This window comes from Streptomyces sp. NPDC016640 (assembly GCF_043076215.1).
Taxonomy (GTDB): domain Bacteria; phylum Actinomycetota; class Actinomycetes; order Streptomycetales; family Streptomycetaceae; genus Streptomyces.
The window spans coordinates 13,765-34,288 of the sequence record NZ_JBIBRG010000015.1 but is presented as its reverse complement, the minus strand read 5'-3'; the positions used below and the strand labels follow the sequence as shown (position 1 = coordinate 34,288).

Here is a 20,524-nt window from a genome sequence, read left to right as displayed (position 1 = left end):
ATCAGCTTTCCCTTCTGGTGAGCAGGGGTGTTGAACCGAAGAGGGACAGTGCGTGCCGCCGCCCGTAGCGGCGGCTGTAGGAGACGGTGATGAGAACGACAGCGCACAGCAGCGCCAGTCCCTTCGCGCGGTTGAGTGCCGGAACCGCCTCCACCGGGAGCAGCAGGGCGACGAGCACTCCGGCACCGCAGTCCAGCAGTTGGGCGCCGCCCCACAGGACCGTCAGCCGGGTCAGTCCGCTGCGCAGCGCCGGCGAGACGCTCCAGGCCGCTTCCCGGATGCGCGCAGCGGTGGGCCCGTGCCAGTACTGGCCTGCCTGGAAGGCGAAGGGCTTCGCCACGACAAGCGAGCCCAGGATCCACAGCCCGGCAGCCGCCGAGAGCGAGGCGTCCTTGACGAGGATGACCCGTGGACTGCCGGTGAGCAACGACGTCACGATGCGCACCGCCAGCATGCCGATGATGAACACGTCGAAGCTGTGCATGCGGCGTCGGGTGGCGGCCTCGATGGCCATGCGCACCGCCGGGACCGCCCCGCTGAGCGTCAGTGCCAGCCACTGGCTGGCCCCCTGCGACCGCAGAACGTAGAAAACGGCCAGCGGAAGAGCCACCGCGAACAGGATCGGAGTGGCCGCTGTCCGCCACGCCTGCATGTCGTGAGTTCTGGTCCGACCGTTTGCTGATGCCATACGAAAAACCGTAGGGACCGGCGAAGATCACCGAATCGACGCCAGGAGCGATATGCGTGATAAATCCTTTGATGTAGCTCTTCATCCTGGTTGACGATGGGGGCAGTTCCGTGATCTGCGGTCTTCTCGCCCACGTGGCCATGCCGGTGGTGCTGGCGGGCCACGATGCGTTTCGACGGGCGCCTGCCGGCCGAGCCGCCGGGGTCGAGGAAGCGACGGTGGCCGATGCCCGGGCGCGCTGGCCACCGGCTTACGGTGCGCTCGCTGACCCGCACGCCTCGGTTCGCGAGTTCGATGGTGATCCGGCGGGCGGACCACTTGTTGTCCCGCCGTAGCTGCTCGATCCGTTCGACAGCATCGGGTGGGTCGGGGGCGCTGAGGACAGTGGGACGCTCGGATGGCCCTGCAGCCCGGCTTCGCCGTACGTGTCGTACCGGTTCTTCCACTTGGACGGACAGGCGCGGGAGACACCGGCCCCGGCGGCGACGTGCGCGGCCAGACGGGTGCGGCAGCGCTCCACGAGTCTTCGGCGTCCCTCGATGTTCAAGGGGGCGTTCGCATGTGTCACTGGGGCACCTCGGTGTTCCGGCCGGCCGTGATGGCGGTGAGGAGGGGGAACGCGATGAGCAGCGCGACCGCGACGAGGAGTCCACTCGTCCAGAGCGGCCCGAGGGTCCCGGCTTGGGTGCTGAGGGTGGCCGCGGCGACGACGGGGCCGACGGCGGCGCCTGTGCTGAGCGCCGCGGTCGCATATGAGCCGGCCGTGGTGGGGGCTCCCGCGGCCTCGTGGAGGACCCGTGTGATCAGCGTGCTGCCCAGCGCGAAGGACAGCGCACCCTGCAGGAACACGAGGACGAACAGAGCAACCGGCTCGTCGGTCAGCATCGCCAGGGCCGGCCGGCCGATGAGCAGCAACGGACCGGCGACTGCGATGACCGGACCGGGACGCCTGTCGGCCGGCCGGCGATGGTGACGCCGACGAAGGAACCGGTACCGAAGAGCACCAGAGCGACAGAGATCCACCACTCGTCCAGTCCAGCGGTGTCGGTCACCACGGGGGCGAGGAAGGTGAGGCTTCCGAAGGTCGCCGCGTTCACCAGCGCGCCGAGCAGCATCACCAGGATCAACCGCTGCCTGGTGAGCTGGGCGAGCTCCGCTCGCAGCGCCGGCCTGCCAGTCGTCTCATCCTCGTCACGTCCTTGTTGGGTGACAAAAGCCCCGTGCAGCGTTGAGCTGGGCGTTTGCCAGAGCGTCATGATCTTCGTCAGGGTGTGTCGCGGTACTCATGGATGAGTCCGCTGAGGACGTCGTGGCGCTGGATCCGCTGGGCGGGGAAGGGGATGACGTCCGGGTCGTCGGCTGGTGCGCGAAGCTCCGGGGCCCGGTGCGGCCTTCCGGAGGTGTAATGCTCGGCGTACTCGGCGAGGACATGCCGTGCGTGTTGCTCGTTGTAGATCAGCATCTGGTCGGTGCACTCGGCCCGCACGCTGCGGATGAACCTTTCGGCGTGGGCGTTCGTCCCAGGCGCCTGCGGCGCGCTCTTCAAGATCGCGATGTTCTCGCTCGTGAAGGAGGCGTCGAATGCGGGCCAGGCACAGGATCAGAGCGGTGAGCTCCTCAGAGATCGGTGGCCGCCCGGTCCGTGCGGGTTTTTGCCGCCACCTCCAGCAGATCAGACGTCGGTGCCAGGACAGCAGCGTGCCGGGGGCGACCAGGCGGTGTCGGCGGAGTCTGCCGGGCAGGTACCGAGCGAGAGCGGCGAGGACCGCACGCTCCGGCCAGGTCGGCCTTGGCCGGACACCGAGCTGCCGGCCCAGTACCGCATTCCCACGGCGCAGTGCCAGCAGCTCTGCATCCCTCGTCCGGTCTGCGCGGGAGAGGAGAAGGATCAGTCCAAGGAGCCGAATGAAGGTCAGGCAGAGCATGCGCAACGCCATGCAGACCGAGTCTGTCAGGACTGCGGATCCTCGTAAATTTCCTGGTCAACAGCTATACGTGAGTTTCGGCACCCTGTAGGGGTTCTATGAGGCCGTCTACCGTAATGGTGTCTTCTCCGGGCGCCGGAACCTGATCGCTCTGGCCGACTCGCGCGTCACCCTGGATCATCTGACCGCGGCACTGTCGGCGTACGTGGTGGAGGACATCGCATAGCAGATGGAGCTTGCTGGAGGGTCTTTCGCGCTGTTCAGGCAGCTACCGGACGGGCAGCGGGTGTGTCTGGCTGCGGTCTGCTGTCCGCTCCCCGCCTCCCCTTGGTGGGTGCGGCCGGCGCCGGCCGCACCCACCGCTGCCGCCAGCGGATTCCCGTCCGCGTCGGGCGCCTGTCTCGGGCATCCACGGGAGGGCCGAGCAGGCGGCACCGTCCCCGTCTGCGAGACGGTCATGTCGGTGTCGACCCCGAGGGCTTAGAAGCGCAGCCAGTACCAGGTCCGGGGGCCCACGATCCCGTCGACAGCGAGTCCGTACTCGGCCTGGGCGGCACGGACCGCGCTGCGGGTGGAGGAGCCGAAGTTCCCGTCGACTCCGGAGGAGCCGATGTTGAAGCCCTTGAACTGGAGCAGGCACTGGGCTTCTTTGACCGTGTCGCCCCGTGCTCCGTAGGAGATGGTAGGCGGGGTTTCCCGGTCGTCGTAGCGGCAATAGACCATGCCAGCGCCCGTCTGGGCATTGGCGGCAGCCGGGCCGACGGCCACGGTGGTGGTAGCGGCCGCGAGCGCGGCGGTCACCAAGGTGGCAGCTGCCAGTCGGCGGATACGGTTCATGTCATCGCCCTTCGGTCGGTCGGAAGCAGTACTACGGGGGTTTCTGCGCCGCCGGAGCTCAGACGCCCTGGTGCGTTCGGATCCGAGTCCGCCGACTGGTGCCCCGCTGTACCGACTCCAGCACCCGCCTAATTATTCAGTAATCTGCTCCGTCACCCTGAACAACTCGCGGGCGTCCGGGGCGGGACAGCGTCGGCAAGCTCGCAGCTGGCACCCAGGGTGATGGAGGACGTCACACGGCGCTGTCACGTTGTTGGGTGCGTGAGTGTCTGATGGCGTACTGGGGGTGTGACTGGCCCGGGCGCCGGCTCTGGGGCAGACCGTTGCGGGGGCAGGCCGGCGGTGCCGGTGATCTGGTCCCAGATTGCGAAGGGGAGTGTCAACTTATCGGTGCGGTGCCGGCGTTCGTATTTGTTGGGGCTGAGGTGGCCGTTGGCGGAGTGTCGGCGGCGGGTTTTGTAGCGGGTCAGCCAGGCGAAGACCGTTCTTCTGCAGGTGACCGGGCCGCCGTGGTCGTGGGCGCCTTGGAGGGTCTCGCGCTCGCAGGAGGCGTGGAAGCTTTCGCAGGCGGCGTTGTCCGCGCTGGTACTGATGGCGCCTATGGACCGGGTGACCCCAAGCTGGGTGCAGAGGCCGGCAAAGGCCCTGGTTCCGTATTGTGCTGCGTGGTCGGAGTGGAACGTCGAGCCGTCCAGGCCGCCGCGGGTTCGGGTGGCCATCTTCAGGGCGTCGATGACCGAGTCGGTGCGCATGTGGTCGGCGATGGACCAGCCGACGACCTTCCGCCTGAAGCAGTCCAGGACGGTTGCGAGGACGAGGAACTCGCCGTTTTCGAGGGGGAGGTAGGTGATGTCGCCCATGTATTTCCGGCCTGGTTCAGCGGCGGTGAAGTCCCGCTGGAACATGTCCGGGACCTGCGAGGCCGCCGGGTCGGGGACGGTGGTGAGGATGCGTCTGCGCAGTCGGATGCCGGTGATCGAGAACGCCCGCATCACCCGGGCGACCCGCTTCTCGTTGACGTGCAGGCCCCTTTCGCGGAGTTCGGCGGTCACCCACGGGGAGCTCTAGGCGCCGGCGGACTCGCCGTGGACCTCGCGGATCCTCTCCGCCAGGACCCGGTCCCGGTGCTGCCGGGCAGCCCTCGCCTCCCGGTCGGAGAGCCACTTGTAGTAGCTGGACCTGTTGAGCTCCAGGACCTGTCAGAGCCGCTTCACCTCGAAGGCGTCCCTGTGGTCGTCGGCGAACTGGAAGCGGCTCATCACCAGTTCGTTTCCCCGGCGAAATACCTGACCGCCTTGCGGAGTATGTCCCGCTCGGTCGCCAGCTTGCGTTCACTGGCCTCGAGCTCGGCGACCCGGGCCTCCAACTGCCGGATACGCTCGTCCGGATCGGCCGGCGGTGACGTCCCGGTGGGGGTCGGCGTCCACCCGGCTGCTGCGGGAGTGGTGGTCCCGCGCCGTTCGCGCTTCCGCAGGACCCACGCGCGCAGGATGGCCCGGTTGATACCCAGGTCGGCGGCGATGCTCTTGTAGGTCGCCCCGGGTGTGGACTCGAACAGGGCCACGGCATCGGCCTTGAACTCGTCCGAGTAGTCCTTCATCGCCATCGGCGGTCTTCTCGCTTCCTCCGGATCAAGCAGATCCAGTATCAGCGTGTCCACCACTCAGGAGGAGACCCCGGGAGGCGGCAAGGCGCGGGAAGAACTCGGTCGGCCCCCGAAACTCGCGCTGACATCGACCAATTCACGGCGTGCTTCATCGGCGTCGTGATCCACGGCGCTGCGCGTGGAATGTGTGGTCGCGGCGTATCAGCGCAGCGATCTTGTGGCAGGTGCCGGCGTCGAAGACCGGCCACTGGGCCTGGATGGAGTCCAGCAGGTAGTGCGTGCCGATGCTCACCACGTCGATGGGACAGTTGTCGCAGACGCCCAAGCTCGCCCGGTCGTTGATGACCGCGACAGCTGTGTGGACCGTGGTGTACACGCCGCGCGTGGCGAGGAAGGTCTGCAGGGCGGAGGCGGGCTCGCTGACCTGGCGGCCCCAGCTGCGGCCTCGGCGGTCCGTCAACGCTCCCTGGCCGACGAGATTTCCGTATCGGTCATACTTTTCATAACTCCAGTAGTCGCCCTGTATGTGCACGCATACGTTGCGTCCTTTGACCTCAATCGCCCAGACACCACCCGGCCCGACGAGGAGGTGGTCGATCTCGCCTCTGCGGTTGGTGTACCCGCGGAACAGGAGCCATTCGTCCGACAGTTCTTGGAGCGCGAGGGTCACTGTGTCCTCGGCGAGCACTCCTGCTTCCTGCTGCGCCCGGCGGTGGAGGAGCGCCGGATCGATGGCTGGTGCTTTGGCCTCCAGCTCGCGTACCTCAAAGTACTGCGTCAGCCGCTTGCCGAGCTGCCACCACCGCCGTGACGCGGCGTGCCGTGCTCGAAGGTCCGCGACAGCCGCTGAGTGCTCGGCGACGTCGCGATGGTGACGTTCGATCGCCCCCTCGGTCTGCCGGAGTTGACGGCCGGGGTGGTCGGAAAGCACTTCGGTCAGCATCGTCGCAGTCTATGAATTCGCCAATGCGCTCGGCTACGAAAAGCGCGATGGCGTCCCGCCCGGTGGTGTGAGGGATCAAGGCATTCGCAGGCCGGAGGCGGGGTTCCGCCGCGCGGACGGTCTGACTCGCCTCAGCAGGGCGCGTCGTGGGCCGCCGCACCCGCAGCGATCGTCAGGGGTTCAAACCGGAACGCGTGACCCTTGATCCCCTACACCATGATGCAGGGCAGGACCGGAATTCCTCTACCTGACGGGGCCTGCCCCCAGCCCGCTGTCAGGATCGGAGGCCGGCTCCTCGCCGTGCTGGGACGCGGGCTGTAGGGAGGGGTCAGTCGGTCAGGGCGTGGTGCGGGGTGGGGTGGCAGTCGATGAGGGTGTCGATGCCGACCAGTTCCATGACGCGTAGTACCGGGCCGTGGGCGCCGGCCAGGCGCAGCCACCCACCGGCTTCGGTGAGGGCTTGGTGGGCGGCGATGAGGATGTTGATGCCGCTGGAGTCCATGAACGACACGCCGGCGAGGTCGAGCACGGTGCGCGTTCCCGTGGCGTCCTGGGAGGGGACCAGTTCCTGGTAGAGCGTCTCGCGGTGGGTGTGGTCGATCTCGCCGTACGCGGTGACGACGCGGATGCCGTCGATGGTCTCGGTATCGATCGACATGTGGTCCGATCGCGTTGCTCTATGGGTATCCGTCACGGTTCCTCAACTGCGCTCGCTGGTTCGGACTCGGGCATGACGTGCATCTGCAGCCTGCCATGAGAGTCAAGGGCATCCACCAGTACGGTCCATACCCCGCAACGAAAGGGGCATGTGGGGCGTCGTCTGGGGTAGACGCGCACGCGTGGACGGGGGAGTGGCATGGACCCAGTGGAATCGGCACCGGAGGGCGGCGGGGACGTGATGTCCGGCGCCGTCCAGGACATCGTCGCTCTGGACGGCGACAGCTCTTGCATCGCCCAGGCCCGCCACCGCGCGGTGGACTTCCTCACCCGCGTCCAGAGCGAGCACGGCCTGCCGGTCTCCCAGCGCGCGATGGACTTCACCCAGCTGGCCGTCAGCGAACTGGTCACCAACGCTCGCAAGTACGCGCCGGGCCCGGTGATGATGGAGCTGCGGATCAACGGGGACCTGGTGGAGGTCGTGGTGTGGGACTCCGATCCGGCGCTGCCGGTGGCCCGGGCGGCAGACGCGGGCCGGGTCGGCCAGCACGGCCTGGAAATCGTCATGGCCGTCTGCCAGGGCTTCGAGGTCCAGCGCGAGCCGGTCGGCAAACGCATAACCGCCCGCATCGCCCTCCTCGACGACCCCGGCGGCATGCCCTCGGGACGCCCCCCGTTGTGAGGGCGCCCGAAAGCGGCAGGCACAGCACCTTCACACCAGCACGCCGTCGCCAGCCCCGGTGCGGGCACCCGACCACAGGCCGCCTGCCGTGAAAGGGGAGAAGTCGGTGATCTGAACCGCGTGCCTGCTGCTGCCCGTCATGGCGGCACTCTGTACACCACAAGCCGCATCGACGAATGGCTCACCCACACCGCACAGCCACCCCGCCACGCCCGACACCGACACCTGATCCCCGGCGGCAGGCAAGGACACGGCTCCGCGAGGCCCTCCCCATTACCTTCTTGGTGGCCCCGCAATGGGGTGCCCGGCCTTCGGAGTTGGCATGACTTTCTCCCCCTGTCGAACGCATGGCCTGGGGGGTGGTGTCACCGGCTCCGGAGGCATCGACAGACCGCTGATTAGGGGCATGACCACCGGCCTTTCCGCAGGTCGGGAGGCTCTTCGTAATGTGGATGTGGCGATCGGTGCCGTGGGACGGCCGGGCGGAGGCAACCGGAGGAAGCACGTGATCGACGTCAGCGACATCGGCGTCTTCCTCGCCCTGGACGTCGGCAAGGGCGAACACCACGCCACCGCCGTCACCCCGGCCGGGAAGAAAGCCTTCGACAAACGGCTGCCCAACAGCGAACCGAAGCTCCGCGAGGTCTTCGGAAAGCTGCAGGCCAAGCACGGGAGCGTGCTCGTCGTGGTCGACCAGCCGGCCTCGATCGGCGCCCTGCCGCCGGCGGTCGCGAGGGACATGGGCTGCCCGGTCGCCTATCTGCCCGGACTCACGATGCGGCGGATCGCCGATCTCTCTGCCGGTGAGGCCAAGACCGACGCCCGCGACGCGTTCGTCATCGCCGACGCGGCCCGCGTCATGCCTCATATCCTCCGCTCGGTCGAGCTCGAAGACGAGACCCTCGCCGAGCTGGGGATGATCGTCGGCTTCGACGACGACCTGGCCGGGGAGGCCACCCGCATCAGCAGCCGCCTGCGGGGCCTGCTCACGCAGATCCATCCGTCGCTCGAGCGGGTCCTGGGTCCGCGAGTGCAGCATCCGGCAGTGCTCAAGCTTCTCGACCAGTTCGGCTCGCCTGCCCAGATCCGCAAAGCCGGACGGCGCCGGCTCGTGACGCTGATACGTCCGAAGGCACCGCGGATGGCCGAACGGCTGGTCGAGGACATCTTCACCGCACTGGACGAGCAGACCGTCGTCGTCCCGGGCACGGACGCGGCCGCACTGATCGTTCCCAGTCTCGCCGGATCGCTCCAAGCAGTGCTTGACCAGCGGAAGCTCCTCGCCACGAGGATCGAGGAACTGCTGGATTCCCACCCTCTTTCCAAGGTCCTGACGTCCATGCCGGGGATCGGCGTCAGGCCCGGAGCACGCATCCTCATCGACGTCGGCGACGGATCCAGCTTCCCGTCCGCCGCCCACCTCGCTGCCTATGCCGGTCTCGCCCCGGCGACCCGCAGTTCGGGCACCTCGATCCGCGGCGAACAACCCTCCAGACGCGGAAACAAACAGTTCAAACGGGCCTTCTTCCTCTCCGCGTTCGCGGCCCTGGCCGACCCGGCCTCCCGGGCCTACTACGACAAGAAGATCAGCCAGGGCAAACACCACACCCAAGCCCTCCTCTGCCTCGCAAGACGACGAGCCGACGTACTCTTCGCCATGCTCCGCGACGGAACCTTCTACCAACCCCAACCCGCCCCAACAGGTTGACGAAACCAATAGGGGCACCCCCCCCGCGAACGAACAACAGAGTCAGTGCGCCTCGGCCGTGCGGCGGAACTCGCTCGGGTTGGTACCCCGGATTCTCTTGAACGCCACGCTGAACGCGAACGGATCGGTGTAGCCGACGGCACGGGCGACGTGGGCGACGGTCGAGGATCCCTGTTCGATCAGGAGATCCGCCGCCAGCGTCATGCGCCAGCGGGTGAGATAGGCCAGCGGCGGTTCACCAAGCAGATCGGCGAACCGTTTTGCCAGTGTCGAGCGGGACACTCCCGTGCGCCGGGCCAGCTCGCCCACCGTCCACGGCGCCGCCGGCTCGGCGTGCAAGAGGCGCAGCGCTTGGCCGACCACCGGGTCCTTCTGGGCGGTCCACCAAGCCGGGGGGCGGCCACCGGGCCTGTCCAGCCAGGTGCGCAGCGTGCAGACCAGCATCCAGTCGAGGAGCCGGTCGAGCACGACCTGCTGGCCCGGTTCGTCACGGGCGACCTCGGCGGCGAGGTGGTCCAGTACGGGGTCGCCTGTGCCTCCGGCGTCTACACGTAGCACGACGGGCAGCATGTCCATCAACCGCCGGCTGATCTCACCGCGGACCGGATAGGCGCCGACCACCAGGGTCGTCGCACTCCTATCGTCGCTGCCCCCTTCGCCGGGATCGTTCCAGCCCAGTCGGTGCCGGGTGCCGCCCTGCTCGGGTGTCGCGCAGTGCTCTCCGCAGATGATCGGCTCGGCGGTGCTGCCGGGCTCGTCGACGAAGGTGAATGTCGTGGGGCCGCGCACCACGATCGTGTCGTGGGCGCCGAGCCGCTCGGGCGGATGTCCCTCCGGCACGATCCAGCCCGCCCCGCTGAGGACGGTGCACAAGGTCAGCGGTGCACCGTCCACGAAGTGCAGTGACCAGGGCGGGGACAGCGTCGAACTGCCGAACAGGGAGCCGCGAGCCCGCACCCCGCGGAAGAGGTCGCTGGTGACGTCCACAGCGACAGAGTAGACGATCACAAAGGTGTCCCGGCTTCTTACCCATGTGATCATGTGGCCAGTGCGTGTTCTGTAGTTGTCATGACGCGAAAAAATCACCTCGTTCTCGGTGCGACCGGCAAGACAGGTCGCAGGATCGCCGCTCGGTTGCGGCTGCACGGCACACCGGTGCGCGCCGCCTCCCGGTCGAGCCGGGTCCGGTTCGACTGGTCCGAGCCCGACGGCTGGAACACCGTCCTGCGGGACGTCGACGTGGCCTACGTGGTGCCCCCGCCCGTGCCGGGTCCGATGCACCAGTTCGTAGCGCGGGCCGAAGCTGCCGGGGTGCGGCGGCTGGTCCTGCTCTCCGGGCGCGGTGCGGACGGCTGGGGCGACTCCGCCTTCGGACAGCACATGCGGTCGGCCGAGGAGGCCGTACGCGGCTCGTCACTGGGGTGGACAGTCCTGCGGGCATCGAACTTCGCCCAGAACTTCGACGAGGACGTCTTCCACGCCCCGCTGGTCGCGGGCACACTGGCGCTTCCGGCCGGCGAAGTTCCCGAGCCCTTCGTCGATGTCGAGGACCTCGCCGATGCCGCGGTCGCAGTGATGACCGAAGGGGACCGGCACGCCGGGCGGGTGTACGAGCTGAGCGGTCCCCGCTCCCTCACCTTCGCCGAAGCCGTTGAGCTGATCTCCCGGGCGTCCGGGCGGCCTCTCACTTACCGGCGGATCACCCGGGACGAGTACACCTCGTCCCTCGCCGGGCAGGGCCTGAGCCGGCACGACGCCGACGACATCGCCGCGATGTTCGTGCTGATGGAAAGCGGACTGATCGCCGGGACGACCGACGATCTGGCTTCCGTGCTGGGACGGGCGCCTCGACCCTTCGAGGACTACGTCGTTCGGGCGGCCGCGTCGGGCGCGTGGGACGAGCGGTGACCCGCGCGGCACTTCACCCGCGGCCGCGGCTGCGGCCGCCCGGCGCGGCCCTACGCATGGGTATGCCCATGGCCGACGACGCGACGCCTCCTACCACGACCTCGGATCCGTACCCCGCATCCACGGAAGCGCTGACATGAGCATCAACGACAACAACCCGCTGACCCTGCTGGTCACCGCACACCCGGACCCCGATTCCCTGACTCACCACGTGGCGACACGACTCGCCTCGGCCCTCCGTCCCCGGGCTGTCGAGGTGGCGGACCTGCACCGGGAGCAGTTCGACCCCAGGTTCACCCCGGCGGACCGCCGCGCCTACCACGAAGGCGGCAACTACCCTCCCGATGTTGCCCGCGAACACTGTCGTCTCGACCGCGCCACCGACCTCGTCCTGGTCTTTCCGGTGTACTGGTGGTCCATGCCGGCGTTGCTGAAGGGGTGGATCGACCGCGTGTTCGTCAACGGCTGGGCCTTCGAGTACTCGGCGGCGTCGGGTCTGCGCCCGAGGCTCCAGCGGCTCACGACGCATCTGCTGCCCATCGCCGGCGCCGACTCCGGCGCATACGAGCGTCGTGGATATGAACAGGCGCTGCGGACACAGATCGAGCACGGCATCATCGACTACGTCGGAAGCCGCCGCGGTGCCACCGCGTTCATCCACGAATCCGAGCAGCCTTCCTCCGGGGTCACGGCGGCGAGCGTCGAACGCGCCGTACGCGTAGTCAGCGAAGCCGTACAGGCCGGCCCACCGCCCGCGTGACCTCGTTTGCCGGAGTAGTTCCGCCGGTCGGCTCTTCCGGTGCGGCGTTGGGTGGGAATGAGGGTGCCGTCGATGAGGACTGCTTCCCCGCCCCGCTTGGCGATCTTCTTCAGGGCGCGGTCCAGGCGCGGAGCTCGGGCGTCGAGCAGCGTGATCAGCTCGTCGCGCCAGCGGCGGACGGTGGACTCGGACACGTTGCTGCCGCCGGCCATGTCGGACAGGCGCCGGTCGTGGCGCAGCACGGCCAGGACGGTCACTGCGATCTTCCCGGGCGGCAGGATCCGCCACCTGGACCGTATCGCCTTCAGGTGCCGACGCAGCAGGTCGGCTAGGTGGTCGACGGTGTGCGTGGACAGCGGCAGACGGCACTGGCAGACGAGCGGGCAGGTGCCCTCGGCGTACTCTTTGGTGTTCGTCACGCAATTCCAACGACCGCCAGGAGCAACGGGGCTATGCTCGCGCCGCACCACTCCGGGCTGCTCTTGTCGGGAACGCTCCGGGCGCCGACGCCAGTCAGCAGGTCCGTGGGTTCCTGTCGCCGTCCTGATCGGCCGAGTGAAACAGTTCGATGACACGTTCCTCGTACCGGACGCGGGCCGGGGAGAAGTCGTACGGCATCTTGCCGATGGCCTCCATCACGCTCATCCCCGCCCCGCCTTCTTCCTCGCCGGCGTGCTCGTCCTCCCGGTCCAGGAGGACGTCGAGGGCCTCTTCCAGGCCGGATCTTTCGATGGCGGCTGCCAGGGCGGTCTCGTGATCACATCGCTGGGCGGCCAGGTCTTCGATGCGGGGGTCGTCGGGGGACATGGTGTCGTCCAGGGCCGCCTCGGCCTCGGCCAGTCGGTCCTCCTCGGCCCGCAGCTCGGGGTGGATGGCCAGGACGATGAACCGGTCGGCCTGGATAGCGGCGCCCAGAGGGCCGAAGATGCGCTCCGTGACCAGGAGGGTATCGAGGTCGGCGGAGCGCAGGGCTCCGGGCGGTAGGTCGCGCAGGCGGCCAGTGACCAGCGGTGAGAGCAGGCCCAGGGGGCTTCCCACCTCGCGGAGACGGTTCACGGCGGCCCGCTGGGCCTCGATGGCGGCGGCCTTGGAAGCGAGGGACTCCTCCAGGCGGGCCAGGGACTGCTCGATGCCGGTGGCGCCCTCAAAGCCGGTCCGGATGTCGTCCAGGGAGATACCCGCATCAGCCATCCTGCGGATCCACAGCAGGCGGATCATGTCGTCGTATCCGTAGCGGCGGCGGTCGTCGCTGCCGCGTTCCGGTTCGGCGAGGAGCCCGATGGCGTGGTAGTGGCGGATGGCGCGGGGTGTGGTCCCGGCGAACGCGGCGGCATCGCCGATCTTGACCCGGCGGGGAATCGCAGGAAGGGGCATGCGAGGGAACCTCTCCATGTCGTGCTCGCCGCCTACTGGACCACATGCCGCTACGGCACATGCAAATCCTGCTGCCGTAGGCGCGCCCGCGCTCTCGCACCATCAAGGGCCGTACGGATCGCTGCACGGGCGGAGAAAAGTCCCGGATAAACAGACTTGGGAACAGAGCAGGGGTGGGGAATTCAGTCAATGAGTGCCATCAGGGCGGCAGCGTCCCTGGTCACAGGGCACGGTGCACGGTGAGACCACCCACGCGGCGATGCCACCGGTCATGGCGGTGCCGATGGTGACAATCTCCTTCGCGATCGTCTCCGAGTTCTGCGCCGCTGTCCTCCGACGTCGACGATGGATCGTCTGTCACTGAAGTTGGACTGGCCAGGCAGTCGTGGCGAGTCATTCCTTGATGGATTACGCAGCGCGTCACAGCCGCGTGACCAAATCGCCGACACCACGTGCAGCCGGAGCCGTCGGGTACAAGGAGCGCACATCCCGCGTTCTCCGGCGCGTACTGCGGCCGCGGTGGCCGCGAGCCTGCGAAGCACATGGGTCCACCGCCTGATGGCACCGCGCCGAGATACGACCGCAGGAGGAGTCCGCTACCTCCTGCGGTCGCAAAGCGGCCGTTCACCTGACGTGCTCGATTGCGACTCTGGTCGCATGCGATCGCGACTCGGGATCGATGTGGCATCGCACGCCCCGCCCCGAGGATGGCCGGGTGACCGAGACCATCGCGGGGCTGTACATGTCCCCTCTGGAAGTTCTTGCCTTGCTGGGTGCCGTTGCGCTGGTGGTGGCGCGCTGGCTTTCCCTCGCGGCTCGCCCACGCGTCACGATCGCGGCGGTGACGGTTCTCGTACTGTCCGCGATCGTGCTGAGTGTGGTGGGGATCCGCTGGCAGATGCTGCCGGTGCTGGCAGGCGCTGCCATTGCATTGCCGTTCACCCTCTCTCCCCTGCTGCGACGCCATACCGGCCGGCCGGCGTGGCGGGCCCGTTGGTGGCTGGCGTTGCCGGGGTCGATGGTCTGCCTCGGCTTGATGGCCACGGGTCCGGTGGCCGCCTGGGCCTTTCCTGTACCCGTGTTCCCCGAGCCGTCGGGCCGTTTCGCGGTCGGCACCCAGGTGGTGCAGAAGACCGACCCGCGCCGCCCCGAGACATTCACCGCCGATCCGCACGACCGGCGCACGGTTGTGATCCAGCTCTGGTATCCCGCGCAGAAGAGCCCCGCAGGCGTGCAGCGGGCCCAGTACCTCGGACGCACGGAGCACGAGGCGCGCACCGTCTCCGACGCCCTCGCCCGCCAGGTCGGCCTGCCTGGCTTCCTGGTCAACGGCGTCCCGCGTGCCCACACCCATTCGGTCTTCAACGCTCCGGTGGCCGGTGGAGGCGAACGGTTCCCGGTCGTGCTGTTCTCTCCAGGGTCGGGCGGAGTGCGTACCCAGAGCACCGCCTGGGCGGAGGAACTGGCCAGCCATGGCTATGTGGTTGTCGGCCTCGACCACCCGTACGACTCCGCCGCCGTCGTCCTCGCCGACGGCCGGACGATTCACACCAGGACCGCCTCCACCGGAGTCCGGGACAAGGACGACGAACTGGCGGTCAGCTGGACGGCTGTCCGGGCCGCCGACCTCAGCTTCGTCCTCACTCAGCTGGACCATCTGGACCGAGGCGAGATTGCCGGCCCGCTGACCGGACGCCTGGACACCAGCCGGGTCGCGGTCACCGGCCACTCCATGGGTGGTGCCGCCGCTTTCCAGGCAGCCCGGCAGGACCGCCGGTTCGACGCCGTCATCGATCTGGACGGCTACCCCCACGGCCCCACTTCCCCCTCCCTCCAGCAGCCGACGCTCGCGCTGACCCAGGCCATCACCCCGGGAACCGACCCGCGTTACCTACCCCGCCTCACCAAGGCCCTCAAGCTCAACACCGCGACGAGCTACCGGATCACCATCCCCGGCGCCGCACACCTCACCTTCATGGACGGCCCCCTGTACCTGCCGCCTGTGCCCTCGGCAGTCGGCTCCCTGGGCCGCACCGACAGCCCGCACGTCGTCGCCGCAACCACGCTCGCCTTCCTGGACACCACCCTGCGGCACAAACCCGGTGACCTCGCCAGCGTTCTGTCGGCCTACGGCAACCTCAGCGTCTACCCCCCGGACAACAGCCGCTGATCAGCTGTGCCACGAAAGCCGACGGCACAGCAAGCCATCCTGGGCTGGCCCCGAGCCGGTCCGATCGCCGCCCAGATCATCGCGGCCATCGCGGTCAAGAAAGGCCGCGACTCCTGGCAGGGCAGGGGCTGCTGCGTAGCCCTGCCACAACGGTGGTGCCCGTCGGTGCCGAGGCGGGTCACGTCCGCTGGAGTGGTGTATCGACGGCCACTCGGTGATCTTGTTTTGAGGCCATGCGGTGAGTTCGGTGGGCTCCAGCGCAGGAGGTCCGCATCACGCCTCGGAAAGGTCTGATCCGGGGTGGTCGGCTGCCGACGCAGCCTGTCCACTCAGGCCTTGAGGGTGTGTCCAGTCGTTGCGTCCACGTGATCGGGAATCTCATCGTGGCGGTCGCCCACGGTTGGTGTCCCAGTCGGCTCGAACATGAGGATCGCGGCACCGGAGGGTGCGTACGGTTTGTGCTCGGTACCTGCGGGGACGGTGAAGACCGCTCCCTGCGGAAGCAGGACCGTGCGCTCACCCTCGGGCTCACGCAAGGAGATGTGCAACTCCCCGTCGAGCACCAAGAAGAATTCGTCGGTGTCGTCGTGGGCGTGCCAGATGTGTTCGCCTGCGACCTTGGCGATCCGGACGTCGTAGTCGTTGACGCGCGTGACGATGCGGGGGCTCCACAACGCATCGAAGGAGGCCAGAGCCTGGCTGAGGGGGATGGGCTGGTTACTCATGGGCTCATCCTCCGCCGTTTCGCAGGGGCAGCGTGAGTGCTAGGAATTGCACATGACGAAAGAATCCTCGCACCAAGCTCACGCGGCGGGCACACACCGGGTGGTCGTGATCGTGGACGAGAACTCGAACCCTTTCGAGCTCGGCTGTGCAACCGAGGTCTTCGGCCTCCGCAGGCCGGAGATCGGCCGCGCCCTCTACGACTTCAGGCTCTGCTCCCCCGAGCCCCGCACCCCGATGCGGGACGGATTCTTCACGCTCACGGGAGTCGCCGGCTTGGAGGCGGCCGATGCGGCGGACACCCTGATCGTCCCCAACCGCCCCGACGTCGAGGTGCCCCGCCGACCCGCTGTGCTCGACGCCATCCGGCGGGCGCACGCGCGTGGCGCACGCCTGATCGGCTTCTGCAGTGGCGCCTTCAGCCTGGCCGAGGCCGGCGTGCTCGACGGGCGGCGGGCCACCGCCCACTGGCAGTGGGCGGCTTCTTTCCGATCCCGCTTCCCTGCTGTCCACCTCGAAACAGACGTGCTGTTCGTGGATGACGGTGACATCCTCACCGCTGCGGGAAGCGCGGCCGCACTCGATCTCGGGCTGCATGTGGTCCGCCGCGACTACGGCGCCGAGATTGCCAACTCCGTGAGTCGGCGACTGGTCTTCGCCGCGCACCGGGACGGCGGGCAGCGGCAGTTCGTGGAGCGTCCCATGCCCGACTTCCCCGACGAGTCCCTGGCACCCGTCCTGGCCTGGGCGCAGGAACGGCTCGACTCACCGCTCACGGTGTCAGACCTTGCGGCACAGGCGGCGGTCAGCCCGGCGACGCTGCATCGTCGCTTCCGGGCGCAGCTGGGAACGACCCCATTGATGTGGCTCACAGGGGAACGACTTGCCTTGGCCTGCCGATTGATCGAACGAGGCGAGTCACGCTTTGAGGTGGTCGCACGGCGGAGCGGGCTGGGCACCGCTACCAACTTGCGCACGCTGATGCGTCGCGAGACGGGCATCACCCCATCGGCGTACAAGCGTCGGTTCGGGCCAGAGGTGAATTGACGGCGGGGACGTCCCCCAACGGTTTCTGAATACAGCCACGGTCGGGGAGTGACCGAATAGCGCACGGCCAGAACACCGCCTCTTCACCAGTAGGCCTCGCCGACCGGAGGCCGTGCCGCCGCTGCCCGGCCCCTGGAGTCGGTGATGGCCGGCCAAGACGAGGACCTGGTCGACGTCGACCTCTACGACGACGGCAGCTTCCCGGACTTCGGCCGCAACCAGGCCCCCGGCGCCGTCGCGGTGTTCGCCGCGGTGCGCGGCAAGGGCCCCGTGCCGGAAACCGGGCCGGCCACCCGCCGCCGGTTACGGGCGATGGGCCTGAGCCCCGGCGGCCACGGGCCCGTCGGTCGGCTCGTCTTGCGCAGCGGGCGCTGGGCGTGGCTGTACCACATCGACCTGGCGGTGCCCGAACGGACACCGGCGCTCGCCCAAGAGCGAGCGCTGGACCGGGCTATGGCCGCGAGGTCCACGTGCCCGGAGTGCAGGCGCCGGTACCACTGCTGCCTGCCGCTGCCGGTGCCCGCCGACGGGCAGCTCGGCCCCTGGCGGCCGTCGCCGGACCTGGTGCAGCAAGTCTTCCAGCAGCTGCCCGGCTTCCGGCCGTGACCCGCCGCAGTAAGAAGCCGCTGTTCGAGCCGGGGCTCATCCCGGCTCCCGGCGGCCTGCTGGGCTGGCGGGACGCCCGCCACTTCGACCGCTGGCAGGAACTGCCGTGCATGCTGTGCGACACGGACACGCGGATGCGGTCCCACGACGGAGAGCCCGTGCACAAGACGTGTGCGGAGTCCTGGATCGCCGCGAACCCGGTTGAGGCACGCCTGGGCCGGTGCGCCTCCGACATCCAGCCCAGGCGTCGGCACGACGACGACCACGCCTGACACCCCTCTCCTCCCCACCCGCGGCCACCGGCCACCAGCCGGTGGCCGCCCCCTTTCATCTGTACGGAAGGACCCTCATGGCAACCTTCGGTCCCACCGGCCGGCCGGCGCACACCGTCGGCCAGGCCGTCGCCCTGACCCTGCTGCGCGACGGCTACACCCAGCGCGCCATCCACACCCGCACCGACGTCGCCCCCCGACGAGCTGTACCCGCTGGCAGCGCTGCGCGGCATCACCGCCCCGCACGGCACCAGCGAGGGCCACGCCTGCCACGAAGCCCGCGGCGAAGACTCCTGCGGGCCGTGCGAGACGGCCCAGGCCCGCGCCGACGCCCGCGCCCGGGCAAGGTCCACCCGGCCGCCGCCGCGGCCGCGTGCGCCATCTCCTTCGGCACACCCGCTACGCCGCGGACCGCCGCGTGCCGGACGGAGCAGATCGAACCCGACCGCGACGGTGGCGCCTCCTGCCCGCTGCACGAGGCCGCCGCCCTGCTCACCGACGACGCCGGGCAGCGCCTGAACTGGGCCGCCCGCGCCCTTCACCCGCAAGGTGATTCCGCATGGCCTCGCTGACCTACCCGCACCTGCCGCATGCTGGCACCTGCGGCTATTGAAACTTGTGGAATGCCTGGAAAGGCCGAGGCGTATGCCGACGGGGCCGGTTGAGAAGGAGCCCTCGTACGGTTCGGTCCTGCCGGTCGGGCTGTGTTTCGTGGGCCCCAGGAGCGTGCGCGAGCCTCTGCCTTCAGTCGACCGGCGGCGTCTCCGTGGGGCTGGCAAGAACGGCCCCTGGTACGACACGTGCTCCTCGATACGTATACGGCGCGAGATCCACGACACCGCGCGAACGCTGGCGCAGCCAGGTCCCCATACCCGTCCTGTGGCTGTGACTGTGGCTCGACCGTCCGTATCCCCGACGGCGCGTCCATCGACGTCCACGGGCGACCGCCCCACCCGACGACGGCACGATCTGCACGTCTCCGCCGCACGCACGCAGCGGCACGGTCGGGGGGCGCTTGGGTTCATGGCTTCTGGCGGCCGGTGCCGTACCGGGCGAGCATCGTCTCCACGGCCTCGTCGACGGCGTAGCCCGTCTCCCGCGCGGCAGGGTCCCAGTCGGTGAGCAGCATCCGGGGCCACAGGACGAAGTTGGCGATCATGCCGAGGAACTGGTTTGCGGCACTCTCTGCATCGGGCACGCGGGCGGTGCCGGCCTCGTGCTCGGCCTGCAGGTAGAGCCGCACGGAGTCCAAGTAGGGCAGCTTTCCCAGCTGGAACTGCATCCTGCCCAGCTCGGGCAGGCGCGGCAGCTCGGCGATCACGATCCTGAACAGGGCCGTCATACCGGGCCGGCCCACCAGCTCGGCGTACTGGCGGCCGATGGCCACCAGTCCCGCACGCAGGTCGCCTGCCGGGGGCCGGACCGGCGCCTGGCCGGACCCCTGCTGCCAGGACTCGGTCACGATGGCCTCGAAGAGGGCCGCCTTGGTCGGGAACTGCTTGAACAGCGTCGACTTCGACACCCCGGCCGTCTCTGCGATCCGGGCCAGTGACGTCCCGCCGTATCCGCGCTCCAGGAACAGTGCGGTTGCGGACGAGGTGATCGCTTCCCGCTTCTGCTGAGCCAGCCGTCGGTGGTGGTCGGAGAGTCCTTCTGCCATGAGGACAGTATGCCTCTACGGCGAGGCGAGTCACTTGACTCGCCTCTGGGGTGGCCCTACGGTGAAGGAGGCGAGTCGGTCGACTCGCATTCCGCGCCGCGGCAGTGGGCCCGGCGGTCTCTTTCCTTTTTCACCCGAGGAGCAGTTGCATGGACAGCCAGAAGATCGCGCTGGTGACCGGTGCCAACCGGGGGCTGGGCCGCAGTACGGCGGTGGCGCTGGCGCAGCGTGGGGCCAGAGTGATCGTCACATACCGGGGCGACGCGGCGGGGGCGCAGGAGACGGTTGAGGCGGTGCGGGCGGCCGGGTCCGCCGCTCTCGCGCTGCGTCTGGACATCAGCGACGTCGCTTCCTTCCTCCCCTTTGCGGCAGAGCTCGGCGAGCATCTGCGGCTCTGGGACGCCATGCGGCCCGACGTCCTGGTCAACAACGCCGGGGTGGGGATTTTCAGCCCCCTGGAGCAGGTCAGCGTCGCGGACTTCGACGTGATGATGAATACCAACGTTCGCGGGACGTTCTTCCTCATCCAGGCTCTGCTGCCGCTGCTTGCCGACCCCGCCGGCGTCATCAACGTCTCCAGCTCCCTGACCCGCCACACCAGCCCTGCCACCGCCGTCTACTCGGCGTCCAAGGCCGCCATCGAGGCGCTCAGCCGCACCCTTGCCCTGGAACTGGGTCCGCGCGGCATCCGGGTCAACTCCATCGCCCCGGGGCCGACCGCCACCGACTTCAACGGCGGCGCCATGCGCGATGACACCGACATGCGAGCGGGGCTGGCGGCGCAGACCGCTCTGGGCCGCGTCGGCGAACCCGCCGAGATCGGCGACGCCATCGCCACCCTCGCCTCCGACAGCCTGCGCTGGGTCACCGCCCAGCGCCTCGAAGTCTCTGGAGGCGCCCTGCTCTAGCGGCACGGGCAAGCACCGGCGGCTCGAGGGCACCGGCCGCATTCCCGGAC

General features: G+C 68.9%; 19 protein-coding genes and 2 pseudogenes. 10 read left to right on the top strand and 11 right to left on the bottom strand.

What is annotated here, in order from left to right; genetic code table 11:
- Position 1 precedes the first annotated feature (1 nt).
- The 7 genes and pseudogenes from ACF07S_RS26740 to ACF07S_RS26710 form a co-directional block, all read right to left on the bottom strand.
- Positions 2-652, bottom strand: a complete 651-nt coding sequence (locus ACF07S_RS26740; RefSeq protein WP_391975311.1) for a VC0807 family protein — start codon at positions 650-652, stop codon at positions 2-4.
- A 600-nt stretch (positions 653-1,252) separates the two neighbouring features.
- Positions 1,253-1,941, bottom strand: a pseudogene (locus tag ACF07S_RS26735) (Cmx/CmrA family chloramphenicol efflux MFS transporter); the annotation flags it as partial.
- An 11-nt stretch (positions 1,942-1,952) separates the two neighbouring features.
- Entirely contained in the window at positions 1,953-2,234 is a 282-nt protein-coding gene (locus ACF07S_RS26730; RefSeq protein ID WP_391966951.1) for an integrase core domain-containing protein, read from the bottom strand.
- Between the two features lie 859 nt (positions 2,235-3,093).
- Positions 3,094-3,336 (bottom strand): peptidoglycan-binding protein, encoded by a 243-nt coding sequence (locus ACF07S_RS26725; protein ID WP_391975310.1) that lies wholly within the window; start codon positions 3,334-3,336, stop codon positions 3,094-3,096.
- 503 nt (positions 3,337-3,839) lie between these two features.
- Positions 3,840-5,056, bottom strand: a pseudogene (locus ACF07S_RS26720) (IS3 family transposase); the annotation flags it as partial.
- A gap of 148 nt (positions 5,057-5,204) precedes the next feature.
- Positions 5,205-5,999 carry a nuclease-related domain-containing protein gene (locus tag ACF07S_RS26715; protein WP_391966953.1) on the bottom strand — a complete coding sequence of 265 codons (795 nt, stop codon included), beginning with the start codon at positions 5,997-5,999 and terminating at the stop codon, positions 5,205-5,207.
- Positions 6,000-6,327: 328 nt separating this feature from the next.
- A complete protein-coding gene (locus tag ACF07S_RS26710) occupies positions 6,328-6,657 on the bottom strand; it encodes an STAS domain-containing protein (protein WP_391966954.1) in 330 nt (109 codons plus the stop codon).
- 198 nt (positions 6,658-6,855) lie between these two features.
- On the opposite strand from ACF07S_RS26710, the gene ACF07S_RS26705 reads away from it, so the two are divergent.
- Complete coding sequence (locus ACF07S_RS26705) at positions 6,856-7,338, top strand: ATP-binding protein (protein WP_391975309.1); 483 nt, start codon at positions 6,856-6,858, stop codon at positions 7,336-7,338.
- A gap of 505 nt (positions 7,339-7,843) precedes the next feature.
- Complete coding sequence (locus tag ACF07S_RS26700; RefSeq protein ID WP_391975308.1) at positions 7,844-9,046, top strand: IS110 family transposase; 1,203 nt, start codon at positions 7,844-7,846, stop codon at positions 9,044-9,046.
- A 42-nt stretch (positions 9,047-9,088) separates the two neighbouring features.
- On the opposite strand, the gene ACF07S_RS26695 is transcribed toward ACF07S_RS26700, so the two are convergent.
- The gene (locus tag ACF07S_RS26695; protein ID WP_391966957.1) at positions 9,089-10,033 is read right to left on the bottom strand and encodes a cupin domain-containing protein; all 945 of its coding nucleotides are present in this window, start codon (positions 10,031-10,033) and stop codon (positions 9,089-9,091) included.
- Positions 10,034-10,114: 81 nt separating this feature from the next.
- Between ACF07S_RS26695 and ACF07S_RS26690 the strand changes: the two genes are divergently transcribed.
- Together ACF07S_RS26690 and ACF07S_RS26685 are read left to right on the top strand one after the other, a co-directional pair.
- Positions 10,115-10,954 (top strand): NAD(P)H-binding protein, encoded by an 840-nt coding sequence (locus ACF07S_RS26690; RefSeq protein WP_391975307.1) that lies wholly within the window; start codon positions 10,115-10,117, stop codon positions 10,952-10,954.
- A gap of 136 nt (positions 10,955-11,090) precedes the next feature.
- Positions 11,091-11,714 (top strand): NAD(P)H-dependent oxidoreductase, encoded by a 624-nt coding sequence (locus ACF07S_RS26685; protein WP_391975306.1) that lies wholly within the window; start codon positions 11,091-11,093, stop codon positions 11,712-11,714.
- 513 nt (positions 11,715-12,227) lie between these two features.
- On the opposite strand, the gene ACF07S_RS26680 is transcribed toward ACF07S_RS26685, so the two are convergent.
- A complete protein-coding gene (locus ACF07S_RS26680; protein WP_391975305.1) occupies positions 12,228-13,088 on the bottom strand; it encodes a MerR family transcriptional regulator in 861 nt (286 codons plus the stop codon).
- Positions 13,089-13,767: 679 nt separating this feature from the next.
- Between ACF07S_RS26680 and ACF07S_RS26675 the strand changes: the two genes are divergently transcribed.
- On the top strand, positions 13,768-15,258 hold the full coding sequence (locus ACF07S_RS26675; protein ID WP_391966961.1) for a dienelactone hydrolase family protein: 1,491 nt from the start codon (positions 13,768-13,770) through the stop codon (positions 15,256-15,258).
- A gap of 329 nt (positions 15,259-15,587) precedes the next feature.
- Here ACF07S_RS26675 and ACF07S_RS26670 read toward each other — a convergent pair whose 3' ends face one another.
- The gene (locus ACF07S_RS26670; RefSeq protein ID WP_391966962.1) at positions 15,588-15,983 is read right to left on the bottom strand and encodes a cupin domain-containing protein; all 396 of its coding nucleotides are present in this window, start codon (positions 15,981-15,983) and stop codon (positions 15,588-15,590) included.
- 52 nt (positions 15,984-16,035) lie between these two features.
- Here ACF07S_RS26670 and ACF07S_RS26665 point away from each other — a divergent pair, with 52 nt between their 5' ends.
- The 4 genes from ACF07S_RS26665 to ACF07S_RS26650 all read left to right on the top strand — a co-directional run bounded on the left by ACF07S_RS26665 (position 16,036) and on the right by ACF07S_RS26650 (position 18,478).
- Positions 16,036-17,028, top strand: a complete 993-nt coding sequence (locus ACF07S_RS26665; protein ID WP_391966963.1) for a GlxA family transcriptional regulator — start codon at positions 16,036-16,038, stop codon at positions 17,026-17,028.
- Positions 17,029-17,172: 144 nt separating this feature from the next.
- Entirely contained in the window at positions 17,173-17,634 is a 462-nt protein-coding gene (locus tag ACF07S_RS26660) for an RRQRL motif-containing zinc-binding protein (protein ID WP_391975304.1), read from the top strand.
- A complete protein-coding gene (locus ACF07S_RS26655; RefSeq protein ID WP_391975303.1) occupies positions 17,631-17,906 on the top strand; it encodes a hypothetical protein in 276 nt (91 codons plus the stop codon). The genes ACF07S_RS26660 and ACF07S_RS26655 overlap by 4 nt, the downstream gene beginning before the upstream one ends.
- Positions 17,907-17,983: 77 nt before the next feature.
- On the top strand, positions 17,984-18,478 hold the full coding sequence (locus ACF07S_RS26650) for a hypothetical protein (protein WP_391975396.1): 495 nt from the start codon (positions 17,984-17,986) through the stop codon (positions 18,476-18,478).
- A 449-nt stretch (positions 18,479-18,927) separates the two neighbouring features.
- Here the strand turns inward: ACF07S_RS26650 and ACF07S_RS26645 are convergent, their stop codons facing one another.
- Complete coding sequence (locus ACF07S_RS26645; RefSeq protein WP_391975302.1) at positions 18,928-19,566, bottom strand: TetR/AcrR family transcriptional regulator; 639 nt, start codon at positions 19,564-19,566, stop codon at positions 18,928-18,930.
- 149 nt (positions 19,567-19,715) lie between these two features.
- Here ACF07S_RS26645 and ACF07S_RS26640 point away from each other — a divergent pair, with 149 nt between their 5' ends.
- Positions 19,716-20,474: an SDR family NAD(P)-dependent oxidoreductase gene (locus ACF07S_RS26640; protein WP_391975301.1), complete on the top strand. Its 759-nt coding sequence runs from the start codon at positions 19,716-19,718 to the stop codon at positions 20,472-20,474.
- The last annotated feature ends 50 nt before the right edge of the window (positions 20,475-20,524 follow it).